Origin of the sequence: Rahnella bruchi (genome assembly GCF_003614975.1) — a bacterium.
Taxonomy (GTDB): domain Bacteria; phylum Pseudomonadota; class Gammaproteobacteria; order Enterobacterales; family Enterobacteriaceae; genus Rahnella; species Rahnella bruchi.
Genome location: NZ_QZWI01000003.1, coordinates 143,030 through 157,725 on the forward strand (window position 1 = coordinate 143,030; position 14,696 = coordinate 157,725).

Annotated in this window: 7 protein-coding genes; 5 read left to right on the plus strand and 2 right to left on the minus strand. The window is 50.5% G+C overall.

All coding sequences use genetic code 11. The annotated features are described in order from the left end of the window. Window positions 1-592 precede the first annotated feature (592 nt). Genes D5398_RS07845 through rcsB form a run of 3 tightly spaced genes read left to right on the plus strand, consistent with a single transcriptional unit; the run spans window position 593 to window position 5,148 of the window. Entirely contained in the window at window positions 593-1,762 is a 1,170-nt protein-coding gene (locus tag D5398_RS07845) for an MFS transporter (RefSeq protein ID WP_120507436.1), read from the plus strand. A 37-nt stretch (window positions 1,763-1,799) separates the two neighbouring features. After that, window positions 1,800-4,493 (plus strand): phosphotransferase RcsD, encoded by a 2,694-nt coding sequence (rcsD, locus tag D5398_RS07850; RefSeq protein ID WP_120507110.1) that lies wholly within the window; start codon window positions 1,800-1,802, stop codon window positions 4,491-4,493. Between the two features lie 4 nt (window positions 4,494-4,497). After that, on the plus strand, window positions 4,498-5,148 hold the full coding sequence (gene rcsB, locus D5398_RS07855) for a response regulator transcription factor RcsB (protein ID WP_104921302.1): 651 nt from the start codon (window positions 4,498-4,500) through the stop codon (window positions 5,146-5,148). 71 nt (window positions 5,149-5,219) lie between these two features. Here the strand turns inward: rcsB and rcsC are convergent, their stop codons facing one another. Together rcsC and gyrA are read right to left on the minus strand one after the other, a co-directional pair. Further along, window positions 5,220-8,078 (minus strand): two-component system sensor histidine kinase RcsC, encoded by a 2,859-nt coding sequence (rcsC, locus tag D5398_RS07860; RefSeq protein WP_120507111.1) that lies wholly within the window; start codon window positions 8,076-8,078, stop codon window positions 5,220-5,222. A 143-nt stretch (window positions 8,079-8,221) separates the two neighbouring features. Continuing rightward, window positions 8,222-10,873 (minus strand): DNA topoisomerase (ATP-hydrolyzing) subunit A, encoded by a 2,652-nt coding sequence (gyrA, locus tag D5398_RS07865; RefSeq protein ID WP_120507112.1) that lies wholly within the window; start codon window positions 10,871-10,873, stop codon window positions 8,222-8,224. Window positions 10,874-11,132: 259 nt separating this feature from the next. Here gyrA and ubiG point away from each other — a divergent pair, with 259 nt between their 5' ends. Beyond that, complete coding sequence (gene ubiG / locus D5398_RS07870; RefSeq protein ID WP_120507113.1) at window positions 11,133-11,864, plus strand: bifunctional 2-polyprenyl-6-hydroxyphenol methylase/3-demethylubiquinol 3-O-methyltransferase UbiG; 732 nt, start codon at window positions 11,133-11,135, stop codon at window positions 11,862-11,864. A gap of 511 nt (window positions 11,865-12,375) precedes the next feature. Next, window positions 12,376-14,658: a class 1a ribonucleoside-diphosphate reductase subunit alpha gene (gene nrdA / locus D5398_RS07875; protein WP_120507114.1), complete on the plus strand. Its 2,283-nt coding sequence runs from the start codon at window positions 12,376-12,378 to the stop codon at window positions 14,656-14,658. The last annotated feature ends 38 nt before the right edge of the window (window positions 14,659-14,696 follow it).

The window sequence follows — 14,696 nt, forward strand, 5'->3', positions numbered from 1 at the left end:
ACTTCCAACTGGTGTCAGGGAATGCCATAGACTACAAATTGAACAAATAAAAGCGTCATTAATGCATAAAGATATTTTTTTATAACTTCGGTGATTCATCGTTTCGGTAGTTTTTTGTCCGAAACTCCATAAGTTATATGCATGATTTGAGATAAGTGCCATAAAAAAACATAATCATCATGACAAGAAAGTTTCATTAAAGAATCACGAAACATTAGTTTGACGAGTGTTAAATCGTCATCTAGCTTACTGAGAATTAAAACAAATCCATAAAAAACAACATCTTCTTAACTTTTATGCAAAGAATGAGCGAGATCATTATTAATAAAATCAAGCATTAGCCATCGCAATCACCCATCAAAATGATTTATCAATTGTGTGATCGCGTTTTAGATTATTTATCGCTAATGTATTCCGCTGAATAATAATTAAGACTATGTGCAATCACAGTAACTTATGCTTTCTGATAAAGTGTCCGGTCAGTCAGACAGGTGGAAACTGAGTCAGTCTTGTTTGTATCGAAAAGACACATCGAATAGACAAATCAAAAAGGGTTACCGAAAAGGAATTTCCAAAGATGTCTCCAGATCCGATGACGACAGCTTCGCCACCTGAACGCCCGCTGACTGCAACGCTGGTTCCGGGCAGAGCGCAACAACATGCCACCCGGCTTGTTTTCCTATTATCCGGTTTTGCCATGGCCGCCTGGGCGCCTCTGGTGCCCTTTGTTAAATTGCGGCTGGCGATCAGTGACGGAACACTGGGATTACTGCTGTTATGTATCGGTGCCGGTTCGACTTTTTCGATGCCGCTGACCGGTTTTCTGACCGGAAAACTGGGATGTAAAACCGTGATTTTGATTGCCAGCGTGTTGCTGTTGCTGGCGTTGCCGCTGCTGACGCTGATGGACAGCGCCGCCGGTATGGCTCTGGTGTTGCTGGTGTTCGGCGCCGCGATAGGCATGATTGACGTGGCGATGAATGTCCACGCGATAGTGGTTGAGAAAGCCAGTGGCCGCGCGATGATGTCCGGGTTTCATGGCTTTTTCAGTATGGGCAGTATTTTTGGCGCGCTGGCCGTCACCGGTTTATTATTTTTCGGGCTGACGCCTTTTGAATCGGTGATGGTAATCGTGATTTTACTGGCGGTTCTGGTGATATTGACCAGCCCGCATCTGTGGCGCGAAACCCGCCATGACGGCGACGGCCCCATTTTTGTCCTCCCCCGCGGCTGGGTAATCTTGCTGGGCTTTTTATGTTTTGTCATGTTTCTGACCGAAGGTTCGATGCTGGACTGGGGGGCGCTATTTCTGACCACGGAACGCGGCGTGGCAGCACATCAGGCCGGACTGGGTTACGCTGTTTTCTCGGTCGCCATGACCGCAGGACGTCTGACAGGTGACAACATTATTGCGGCGTTCGGGCGTTATAAGGTGCTGATGTACGGCAGTCTTTGTGCCAGCCTCGGACTGATTTTGCTGACGGTGGTGGATAATCTGTGGATCGCCGGTCTGGGCTTTGTCATGATCGGATTTGGTGCCTCGAATCTGGTGCCGATCATGTTCAGCGCGGCAGGAAATCAGACATCGATGCCTGCCAGCATGGCGATTGCCTCCGTGACAACGTTAGGCTATGCCGGTATTTTGGCGGGTCCTGCGTTAATAGGTTTTATCGCCCAGGTCAGCAGTTTGTCTTTTGCATTAGGTTGCGTTGCGGCAATGATGCTTTGCGTCACTGCCTGCGCCAGAGCCGTTGTCCGGTAAAGAGTAATAACAAGAATGAAGGAAAATACTCATCATCATGGCTGGTAAATATTTATCGCTGACATCAACCAATATCACGCGCTTCTTTTGGTTGTTCATTGTCCTTCTGGTGATGGGGCTGGGCCTGTATGGTTACAATTACACCAACGCTTATCTGAACGATAAGATGCGTACAGTGCAAAACACCGCCGAACTGCTGCAAAAACGCATCGATAAATTCCGTTACATGACCTACCAGATTTATGACAACTATTCGGGTCAGCCTATGACACCGGATGCGGTCAGCGCGCAGGAAATCCGTCTGCGTCAGGACATGTATCTCGTTTCCAAACCCCACAAAAAAACCGACGCGCTTATTTTCGGCACGCATGACAGCTCAACGCTGGATTTAACTCTGAAGATTTCGTCGTTTCTGGATGACCAGTGGGGTTCAGATACACTGCCCTACTCGCTCTATTATCTGAACGGTCAGGACAACAGTATGTTGGTAGTCACGACCGTTCCTTTGCAGCAACAAGATTCCCGCCTGAAGGAAAACGCGTTCACCAGCACTTTGCAGGCACGCCGCGCAGAAATGCTGCAACAGGCCAATACGCTTGATGAGCGCGAAAGCTATTCTGCGCTGAGAAAATCGCGCCAGAGCAGCGACTATGCCTTCTCCCTGCGTACCACGTTTAATAACCCAGGACATCTGGCGACCGTTATTGCGTTTGATTTGCCGATAACCGACCTGATCCCGTACAACATGGCGCGGGATAATTTCCAGTTAAACGGAAACACCACGGCGGTGAATGAAGGGGATCCGGCTGACGATAACGCAGAGGCAAGCAGCATCGTGATGCAGGGCTGGTCGCTGGTGTTTGACGTCCCGCTGAGTAATTCTCCGCTGTCGCTGACCTATCATGTTCCGCTGTTTAGCCTGGTCCTGGACCTTTCCCGTAACAATTTCTGGCTGATTCTGATTAACCTGTTCCTGATGGGACTGGCGATGGCGAGCATTTACTTTATCCGCCATCAGTACATCCGCCCGAGTGAAAATATGGCCGCGCAGTTGCAGATGCAACAGGCGCTGAACCAGGAAATTATCTCCGGATTGCCGCTCGGTTTGCTGGTGTATAACTTCAGTAATCACAGTGTGGTGCTGAGCAATAAAATTGCCGACCAGCTGTTGCCGCATCTGAGCCTGAACAAAATCGCCAATATGGCCGAACAGCATCACGGCACCATTCAGGCAACCGTGAATAATGAAGTCTATGAAATCCGTATGATCCGCAGTCAGATTTCACCGGAAACTTACCTGTTCATGCTTCATGATCAGGATAAAGAAGTAATGGTGAACCGGACGCTGCAACAGGCAAAACGCGAGTTTGAGAAAAACCTGCAGGCCCGCAAACTGATGCTGCACAATTTAGGCATTGAACTGAATCAGCCGTTGCAGGAACTGAACGGACTGGCGGTGGCGCTGGTGGAAGAGCAACGCCCGGAAGAGCGCCAGACGCTTGAAGGTAAACTGCTCAATGAATCGCGCAATGCGCTGACGCTGGTGGATAACATCACCCTGCTGACGCGGCTGGAGACGCAGGACTGGCAACCGTCTGGCGAAAAGTACGTATTATCTGCCATGATTGATGAACTGCTGCTTGAAGCCCTGCCCCGCCTGAATCAGAAAGGTCTCGGCTTGCTGAATCACTTCCAGATTGCCCCGGAAGCGACATTCATCGGTGATGTACAGGCGGTGAAGAAAATCCTTTCGCTGCTGCTTGATTACGCCATCGTTACCACCTCTCTGGGGAAAGTGACGCTGACCAGCGAACAGGACGAAGATCGCCCGGATCAGTTAATTTTCCACATTAACGACACCGGTAGCGGAATTTCCAAGGAAGAATTAAGCAATCTGAATTATCCTTTCCTGAGTCAGACGCTGGTAGATCGTTTTAACCACGGGTCCGGGCTGACATTCTTCCTGTGTAATCAGTTGTGCAAAAAGCTTGGCGGGCAGTTAGAGATCCGCAGCAAGTTAAATATCGGCACGCGCTATACTGTGCGGGTTAAACAGCGTCAGGAAGCGCAGGAAATTGAAGCTGAACACGAGAAATTACTCAATGATGTCACCGTGTTACTCGACATCACGTCAGATGAAGTTCGCGGGATTGTGACCCGTACGATGAATGCATACGGTGCGGTATGTATCGTGGCAGATGACCGGCAGGTCGCGCGGAAATACGACGTTTTACTGACTGATAACCCGCAAAACAGTGACAAATTTACGCTTTTGCTGACCGACGATGAGTCGGGTTTCCAGCAGCTTGAAAAGCATTATATTCGCGTCAATTACAACATCAGCAGTGCGCTGATTGACGCAACCCTACTGTTAATCGAACAGCAATTTTCTGTTTCCGATGACAGTGTTTCATCCGAAGAACCCGGTGAAGACTCTCTCGACCATTATGAAAAGCAGTTAAAATCAAGCGATTACTATCAGCTTTTCGTCGAGACGGTACCGGAAGATCTTGAGAAACTGTATAATGAGAACCAACGTCGTGACTTCACGTCACTTTCACAAACAGCACATCGTCTCAAGGGGGTGTTCGCCATGCTGAACCTGACCCCAGGCAAGCAAATGTGTGAATCGTTAGAACAATACATCGCAGATGGCGATGCATTACAGATTACTGAAACCATCAATCACATTGATTCTTTTGTCTCCAGACTGCTCCAGCAAGGTAGCTAATCACATGAATAATATGAACGTAATTATTGCTGATGACCATCCTATCGTCCTGTTTGGTATTCGTAAGTCCCTTGAACAAATTGAATGGGTGAATGTTGTAGGTGAGTTCGAGGACTCCACTGCACTGGTTAACAGCTTAAGCAAACTCGACGCCCATGTTCTGATCACTGACCTGTCCATGCCGGGCGACAAATTCGGCGATGGCATCACGTTGATCAAATACATCAAACGCCATTACCCGCAGCTCTCCATTATTGTTCTGACCATGAACAATAACCCGGCGATCCTGAGCTCTGTGTTGGATCTGGATATCGAAGGGATTGTGCTCAAACAAGGCGCGCCAACTGACCTGCCTAAAGCGCTGGCGGCACTGCAAAAAGGCAAAAAGTTCACGCCGGACAGCGTGGCGAAATTGCTGGAAAAAATCAGCGCCAACGGTTACGGCGACAAACGCCTGTCTCCGAAGGAAAGCGAAGTTCTGCGCCTGTTCGCAGAAGGCTTCCTGGTGACTGAGATTGCCAAAAAGCTGAACCGCAGCATCAAAACCATCAGCAGCCAGAAGAAATCTGCGATGCTGAAACTGGGCGTGGAAAATGATATCGCCCTGCTGAACTACCTGTCTTCCGTCAGCTCACAGCCGGTGGATAGAGACTAACGTTTCAGCTTGGTCGTCTCAGGAAGTAAGGAAAAAAGGCACCTTCACGGTGCCTTTTGTTTGGGTGGTTTTCAGCTATCTCGTTTCTTTCGGACCAGCGCGCTGTAATAACTGAGCGTATCGCGCAGGGTTTCCAGGGTGACCGGCTTGGAGAGGCAGTTATCCATACCCGCTTCCAGACAGCGCTGCCGTTGTTCAGCCAGCGCATTGGCGGTCACACCAATCACCGGCAGCGTATGGCCGAGTTCACGCAGCTTCTGCGTCAGGCCATAACCATCAAGTCGCGGCATGTTAACGTCGCTGAGCACAATATCAATTTCGTGCGCACGCATGGCATCCAGTGCATCAATCCCGTCATTTGCCGTCACCACGATATACCCCATGGTTCCCAGCTGATCGGCGAGAAGACGGCGGTTAATCGGATGGTCATCCACCACCAGCAGGGTCACATCGCTATAATCCTGCACCGTGGCTTCAGGAAGCGCCGGAACGCCCTCCTCCATCTCCGCTTCAAGGCGGTAGATCCTGTTGAGCAGCGCGGTGATTTCCAGCGGCGTAGAAGTGCTGTGTACCCAGTAGCCCGGACGCGTTTCGACCGGCGGGCCAATGTGATCGATAGAAAACTCAATTTGCGCGGCCAGTTCATCTTTATGGATCCGCGGAATATCGGTGATCAATACGTCTTCACGCTGACTTTGCATCCCCGCCTCGCAACGCTGGATATTCGCGCCGTAATAGCGAAGCAGCTGCATCAGATAGCTTTCCAGATAAGCGTTGCGCACATCCAGCCACACCGTTTTATCCTGCCAGTCATCCAGCGGATCGCCTGAGGGGAATGTCGCGTTATAAAGCGGAATACGCACAGTAAACGAACTGCCCAGCCCCGGTTCGGATTCAACTTCGATATCGCCATCCATCAGGTTGATCAGCTTTTCGCAAATCGCAAGCCCCAGACCGGTTCCCTGGAAGTGTCGCTGGACACCGGTTCCGACCTGGAAGAACGGGTCAAACAGACGGGTAATTTCCCGCTCAGGAATGCCCACGCCGGTATCTCGTACCTGAAACTCGAGATAATTTCCGCAGGTTCTGACATTCAGAACAATGCAGCCGGTATCAGTGAATTTAATCGCGTTATTGAGAATATTAGAAATGACCTGCTGCAAACGTACCGGGTCGCCATTAAATGACAGCGGCACGTTATGCTCGATAAAGCAGTACAGACCCAGCCGCTTTTTCACCACCAGCGGTAAATAGTTACCGGCAATATGCGTGATGACCTCACGACAGGAGAATTCCTGCGGCTCGATTTTCAGCTGCTCAGATTCAATTTTCGAGAAGTCGAGAATGTCGCTGATGATTTTCAGCAGCAACGCCGAGGAGTTATTCATCGCCGTGACCAGACGGTCAACGCCCTGCGGCAGCCCCTGCGTTTGCAGTAAATCGAGGTTACCGATGATGCCGTACAACGGCGTACGCAATTCATGGCTGACGGTTGCGAGGAACATCGATTTCGACTGGCTGGCCTGCTCGGCAGCATTGGCCATTTCCTGCAACGATTCTTCCATTTTCACGCGCGAGCTGACGTCAATCAGCACGCAGATCGCCACATCCTCATTGCGGTAGCGCGAATGCACGAAACTCAGCTGGATGTTGTTATTGTTCTTAGTGATGACATCGACAAAGTTGGTTTGCTGGTCGCAGATGATGCGCGTAATACGCTGCCGGTCTTCCTGCGTCAGCATATTGATGTAGTTGTGCGCCAGTTCGTTACTCAGAATATTGACGCCATCGCTGATGCGCAGAATCGAAATGCCGACCGGTGCCGAAGCGACGATTTTATGGTTGAACTGCTCATGTTCTTCGAGGCGGAAGGCATTATCCTCGGCGGGTAAAAACATCTTGCGCTCAAAAACCCAGGCCAGAATAAACAGCAACAGGCCGGAGAAAATATTCAGTAACACCGCATTAAAAATCAGAATTTTAAAACGCTCGATGACCGTATTAAACGGCATCGAATACACCACGCTGAGTGAGGAAGGCGTCAGCGGCTTTTTATAGACCAGATCTTTGTAACCGTTCACATAGCCAAAGAATGAGCTTTCCTCGGGAATATTGGCTACGGGCGCGGCGGTGCGGTTATCCTCAGAAATATTCAGCAGCGGCTGATCGTCAGCATCAAGCAGCGTGACAGTGGTGTGCTGCGCATTCGGATTGACCAAATCTTCCAGACGGAGATTTTGCTGAATCCCCATCAGTGCTTCAAGCTTGTTTCCGACATAAATTGGCGTCAGAACATAGAGATAACCCGAATCTTTGTTGCTACCCTGCGACACCCAGTACAAGCTGTTTTCTTTATCCTGACTCTTCCCGTTACGGTATTGCAGAATTTTTTCGTGTAACGATTTGAGCTGGTCCTGACTGGCACGTTCGAACGGTTCGCTGCTGATCCCAAAATCCACCAGACACAGGTTAGCGCCGCCAATAAAGAACACCCGGTTAAGGTCGTAGGCATCTGAAAAATTATCTTTCCAATAGTGGATCATGTTTCCGAGCGTAGACAGGGAGTTGCGGTAGCTGTCAGTGATCTGCGAGCAGTCAGATTCAGGAAAGAGGGAAAGATACGTCGGCTGAGTGTTTTTGGTGCTGATCATGCCATTGATGATATCCAGCCCGTTCATTGAATCGCTAAGCCGCTTTTCCGCCATGAACTTAATGCTGTGCATCACGTCATTGGAGTTCTTGATGTAGCTCTGCGCGAGATCGTAATTGAAGTTGTCCTCATCACGGATTTCGGATTCTTTGTTGTGGAAAATATTGAGCACATAAAAGGTGGTCAGCAGCACACCCAGTGTCCACAACATGAGCGCCAGCACCCGGAACAGATAGCGGGATATTTTTAGCGTTGTTCGAAACGAAGCAAGATATTTCAAGGATTAACCATAATTCTGGCGGCTCTTCAGAGCGGAATGAATAACAGAATACACTAACCGGTACTTTCTAAAAAATACGATGTTAATAAAAAAGGCATAACACGTTTCCATGTTATGCCTTTCTTTCAACCGGCTAAGAAAACTTATTCTTCTTCGTCGTCAGCTGGCTGGTCGTCTTCACTTTCTGCGTCGTCTGGCAGGTCGGCTGCTTGTGCAGCTTCCAGTTCGCCCGCTTCGGTGGCTACGCCATCCAGCTCTTCGTCTTCTACCGGTTCTGCAACGCGTTGCAGGCCGACCACGTGCTCATCGTCTGCGGTACGGATAAGCGTCACACCCTGGGTGTTACGGCCAACTGTACTCACTTCAGAAACACGGGTACGCACCAGGGTACCGGCATCGGTGATCATCATGATCTGATCCGCTTCATCAACCTGGATCGCGCCAATCACCGGTCCGTTACGCTCGCTTACTTTGATTGAGATAACGCCCTGCGTTGCACGGGATTTGGTCGGGTATTCGGTAGATTCAGTACGTTTACCAAAGCCGTTTTCAGTCACGGTCAGAATACAACCGTCACCGCGTGGGATAATCAGCGACACAACGCTGTCGCCTTCGCCCAGACGGATACCGCGAACACCGGTCGCCGTACGGCCCATTGAACGGACCGCTTCTTCAGAGAAGCGCACCACTTTACCGGCGGCAGAGAACAGCATGACTTCATCTTTACCATCAGTCAGGTCAACACCAATCAGCTCATCACCCTCGTTCAGGTTGATGGCGATGATGCCGGCGCTGCGTGGACGGCTGAAATCGGTCAACGCGGTTTTCTTAACGGTACCGCTCGCCGTTGCCATGAACACATGACGGCCTTCTTCGTACTCGCGTACTGGCAGAATGGCGGTAATACGTTCGTTTGGCTCAAGCGGCAGCAGGTTGACGATAGGACGACCACGGGCACCGCGGCTGGCTTCCGGCAACTGATAAACTTTCATCCAGTACAGACGTCCGCGACTTGAGAACATCAGAATGGTGTCATGGGTGTTCGCCACCAGCAGACGGTCGATGAAGTCTTCTTCTTTAATACGTGCTGCTGACTTACCTTTACCGCCGCGACGCTGCGCTTCGTAATCAGTCAGAGGCTGATATTTCACGTAACCCTGATGCGACAAGGTCACAACAACATCTTCCTGATTGATCAGGTCTTCGATGTTGATGTCAGACGTATTAGCAGTGATTTCGGTACGACGCGGATCGTTGTACTGATCGCGGATCGCTTCCAGTTCTTCACGAATGACTTCCATCAGACGGTCGGGGCTGGACAGGATGAACAGCAGCTCGGCGATTTGCACCAGCAACTCTTTGTATTCATCCAGCAGTTTTTCATGCTCAAGACCGGTCAGTTTCTGCAAGCGCAGATCCAGAATGGCCTGCGCCTGTTGTTCAGTCAGGAAGTATTTTCCATCGTGAATACCAAACTGTGACTCCAGCCATTCAGGACGCGCGGCGTCATCACCGGCGCTTGCCAGCATTGCTGAAACGTTACCCAGATCCCATGAACGCGCGACCAGGCCAGCTTTCGCTTCAGCCGGAGTCGGTGCAGCACGGATCAGTTCAATGATCGGATCGATGTTTGCCAGCGCGATCGCCAGTGCTTCGAGGATATGAGCACGGTCACGCGCTTTGCGCAGTTCGAAGATAGTACGACGTGTGACGACTTCACGGCGGTGGCGAACGAACGCAGACAGGATTTCTTTCAGACCAAGAATTTTCGGCTGACCCTGGTGCAATGCCACCATGTTGATGCCGAAAGAGGTCTGCAACTGCGTCAGGGAATAGAGGTTATTCAGAACCACTTCACCCACGGCGTCACGTTTGATTTCAATGACGATACGCATACCGTCTTTATCAGACTCATCGCGCAGCGCACTGATACCTTCGACGCGTTTTTCTTTCACCAGCTCGGCGATCTTTTCGATCAGACGGGCTTTGTTCACCTGATACGGGATCTCGTGAACAATGATGGTCTCGCGGCCAGTTTTCGCATCCGCTTCCACTTCAGCGCGGGCACGGATATAAATCTTGCCACGGCCGGTACGGTAAGCTTCTTCGATACCACGACGACCGTTGATGATTGCCGCTGTCGGGAAGTCTGGCCCTGGGATGTGTTCCATCAGCCCTTCAATGCTGATGTTTTCATCTTCAATGAACGCCAGACAGCCGTTGATAACCTCGGTGAGGTTATGCGGCGGAATGTTCGTCGCCATACCCACCGCGATACCTGACGAGCCGTTAACCAGCAAGTTAGGAATGCGCGTTGGCATAACAGAAGGAATTTGTTCTGTGCCATCATAGTTTGGCACGAAATCGACAGTTTCTTTTTCTAAGTCTGCCAGCAATTCGTGAGCAATTTTTGACATGCGGATTTCGGTGTAACGCATGGCGGCTGCTGAGTCGCCATCCACTGAACCGAAGTTACCCTGCCCGTCCACCAGCATATAGCGAAGTGAGAAAGGCTGAGCCATACGAACGATGGTGTCATAAACCGCGGTATCACCGTGAGGGTGATATTTACCGATAACGTCACCGACCACACGGGCCGATTTTTTATAGGCTTTATTCCAGTCGTTACCGAGGACATTCATTGCGAAAAGTACGCGGCGGTGCACCGGTTTCAAACCATCGCGCACATCTGGCAACGCACGTCCGACAATAACGGACATCGCATAATCCAAATAAGAGTTTTTCAGCTCTTCTTCGATGTTAATCGGTGTGATTTCTCTGGCAAGGTCGCTCATGGAGCTGCTATCCCTCTACTGATTATTCATGGCCGCTGCCCACGTAGGCATATATAGCGCAAAGGTGTAAAACTATACCACAAACCAGAGAAACGTGGAAAACAACCGCCCCCTTTTGCGTACTATTATCCAACGTGATTCAAACCTTTGCGCAAAGCCGTTCATTTCGTACAAACATTAACCATAACGACAAAACTGAACCAAACCAGACGGAATATGTATAATCCGCTTATCAGGAAATAAGGAGTTCCACACGCTCATGACAACCACACCGTCCGCAACACCGCAGAACATCGACCATGAAGAAATCGCCAAATTTGAGGCCGTCGCCTCACGCTGGTGGGATCTGGAAGGCGAATTCAAACCGCTGCACCGCATCAACCCGCTGCGTCTGAACTACATTCTTGAACGCGCCGATGGCCTGTTCGGTAAGAATGTCCTCGACGTCGGCTGTGGCGGTGGCATTTTGAGTGAAAGCATGGCGGTGGCAGGCGCAACGGTGACCGGGCTGGACATGGGTGGTGAGCCGTTACAGGTCGCGCGTTTGCATGCGCTGGAAAGTGGCGTGAAAGTCGAATACGTGCAGGAAACGGTAGAAGCGCATGCCGAAGCACATCCGCAACAATATGATGTCGTCACCTGCATGGAAATGCTCGAGCACGTGCCGGATCCGGCCTCTGTTGTTGCTGCCTGCGCGCGTCTGGTGAAACCCGGCGGCCACGTGTTCTTCTCCACCATCAACCGCAACAACAAAGCCTGGCTGATGGCGATTTTCGGCGCAGAATATGTGCTGAAGATGGTGCCAAAAGGCACGCACGACATTAAAAAGTTCATCAAGCCTTCTGAATTGCTGGGCATGATTGACCGCACATCGCTGTTCGAACGTCATATTATGGGGCTGCATTACAACCCGCTGACCGACCATTTCAAACTTGGCCCGAACGTCGACGTCAATTACATGATCCACACGCAGGCAGAAGATAAAGCCTGAACGCTGTTGCGTTAAAACCCCTCTGTCGTCAAGCCCGGAAGATGCTGTCCGGGCTGAAAATCTCAGAGTTCGCCCTGACTTCCCTGCCCTGAATTTCACTTAAACCTTAGTTTTTAGGGCGTTGGTCACACCTGCTGCCGCAACATGATTTTTTAGAATAGTTATTCAGATCAATATAGCGTTTTTTTCTAACGTTTAATAAACCGGCAGTCGATCACCTTTCTCAAAAATATAAGAAAATCGTATCTCAGATATTGACAGGTTTGCCGCGCCAGCAATGACGGACTCTTCAGGCTCGGCTCAAAAATTTCTCCCCAACTTATCCACAAAACAGGCCATTTTGTTCACTTGCAAAAGGGCCAGTCAGTCACTATCTTGTCATCAGAAAATAACAAACCCACAATATATTGTGTTTATATCCTGACCAGCACACTAGGGACACCTTGTGCTGCTGCGCGTGTTTTGCGTGGACAGGTCAGACCCTTTATAAACCTTTGAGGTATCGCCCCGAATGAACCAAAGTCTGCTTGTAACTAAACGTGATGGCCGCACAGAACGCATCAACCTTGATAAAATCCACCGTGTCATTGACTGGGCAGCGGAAGGTCTTCAAAACGTATCAGTTTCTCAAGTAGAACTTCGTTCACACATCCAGTTCTATGACGGGATCAAAACCGCTGATATTCACGAAACCATTATCAAAGCAGCGGCTGACCTGATCTCGAAAGATGCACCGGATTACCAGTATCTGGCTGCACGTCTGGCTATCTTCCATCTGCGTAAAAAAGCCTACGGCCAGTTTGAACCACCAAAACTGATCGAACAGGTCACGCGTATGGTTGAAATGGGTAAATACGACAAACATCTGCTGGAAGACTACACGACTGAAGAGTTCGAGCAGATGGACAGTTTTATTGACCACTGGCGCGACATGAATTTCTCTTACGCCGCGGTGAAGCAGCTGGAAGGTAAATATCTGGCACAGAACCGTGTGACTGGCGATATCTACGAAAGCGCACAGTTCCTGTATATTCTGGTCGCGGCCTGTCTGTTCTCCGGCTACCCGCGCGAAACCCGTCTGGATTACATCAAACGTTTTTACGACGCGATTTCTACCTTCAAAATTTCTCTGCCTACGCCGATTATGTCCGGCGTGCGTACCCCGACCCGTCAGTTCAGTTCTTGTGTTCTGATCGAATGTGGCGACAGCCTGGATTCCATTAACGCGACGTCCAGCGCCATCGTGAAATACGTTTCCCAACGTGCCGGTATCGGCATCAACGCCGGTCGCATCCGTGCGCTGGGTAGCCCGATCCGTGGCGGCGAAGCGTTCCACACCGGTTGTATCCCGTTCTATAAACACTTCCAGACCGCCGTGAAATCCTGTTCTCAGGGCGGCGTGCGTGGCGGCGCAGCGACGCTGTTCTACCCGATGTGGCATCTGGAAGTCGAAAGTCTGCTGGTTCTGAAAAACAACCGTGGGGTTGAAGGCAACCGCGTCCGTCATATGGACTACGGCGTACAGATCAACAAACTGATGTATCAGCGTCTGGTAAAAGGCGGCGACATCACGCTGTTCAGCCCGTCTGACGTCCCTGGCCTGTACGATGCGTTCTTTGCCGATCAGGAGGAGTTCGAGCGTCTGTATGAGAAATACGAGCAGGACGCCAGCATCCGTAAGCAGAAAGTTAAAGCGGTTGAATTGTTCTCCCTGATGATGCAGGAACGTGCCTCAACCGGGCGTATCTACATTCAGCACGTCGACCATTGCAACACCCACAGCCCGTTTGATCCGGCTATCGCGCCGGTTCGCCAGTCCAACTTGTGTCTGGAAATCGCGCTGCCAACCAAACCGCTGGACGATGTGAACGACGAAAACGGCGAAATCGCGCTGTGTACGCTGTCTGCCTTCAACCTCGGCGCTATCGAAAGCCTCGACGACCTGGAAGAACTGGCTGTGCTGGCAGTTCGTGCCCTCGACGCCCTGCTCGATTATCAGGATTACCCGATCAAAGCCGCTAAACGCGGTGCGATGGGCCGTCGTACCCTGGGTATCGGCGTCATTAACTACGCTTATTATCTGGCGAAAAACGGCGTGCGTTATTCCGATGGCAGCGCCAACAACCTGACGCACAAAACCTTCGAGGCCATTCAGTATTACCTGCTGAAAGCCTCGAACGAACTGGCGAAAGAACAAGGCGCGTGCCAGTGGTTCAATGAAACCACTTATTCAAAAGGCATCATGCCGGTGGATACGTACAAGAAAGACCTGGATGCAATTTGCGACGAACCGCTGCATCTGGACTGGGCTACGCTGCGTGAAAATATCAAAACACACGGTCTGCGTAACTCCACGTTGTCCGCGCTGATGCCTTCTGAGACGTCTTCGCAGATCTCCAATGCCACCAACGGCATTGAGCCACCGCGCGGTCACATCAGTATCAAAGCGTCGAAAGACGGGATCCTGCGCCAGGTGGTGCCTGAGTATGAGCGTCTGAAAGATCAATACGAACTGCTGTGGGATATGCCGAACAATGACGGTTACCTGCAACTGGTTGGCGTGATGCAGAAATTCATCGACCAGGCGATTTCGTCTAACACTAACTACGACCCGTCGCGCTTCCCGAACAGCAAAGTGCCGATGAAGCAATTGTTGAAAGACTTGCTGACGGCCTACAAATTTGGCGTGAAAACTCTGTACTATCAGAACACCCGTGACGGTGCTGACGATGTTCAGGAAGACATGAAAGCCGAAGTGGCTGATGACTGCGAAAGCGGTGCCTGCAAAATCTAATCAACTGTTTTAACTAAATAAATTATTCAAAACCCCCG

Bases quoted from the DNA above. Each gene is read 5' to 3' on its own strand.
- rcsB (WP_104921302.1), top strand. From the start codon at position 4,498: ATGAATAATATGAACGTAATTATTGCTGATGACCATCCTATCGTCCTG.
- gyrA (WP_120507112.1), bottom strand. From the start codon at position 10,873: ATGAGCGACCTTGCCAGAGAAATCACACCGATTAACATCGAAGAAGAG.
- nrdA (WP_120507114.1), top strand. From the start codon at position 12,376: ATGAACCAAAGTCTGCTTGTAACTAAACGTGATGGCCGCACAGAACGC.
- ubiG (WP_120507113.1), top strand. From the start codon at position 11,133: ATGACAACCACACCGTCCGCAACACCGCAGAACATCGACCATGAAGAA.
- D5398_RS07845 (WP_120507436.1), top strand. From the start codon at position 593: ATGACGACAGCTTCGCCACCTGAACGCCCGCTGACTGCAACGCTGGTT.
- rcsD (WP_120507110.1), top strand. From the start codon at position 1,800: ATGGCTGGTAAATATTTATCGCTGACATCAACCAATATCACGCGCTTC.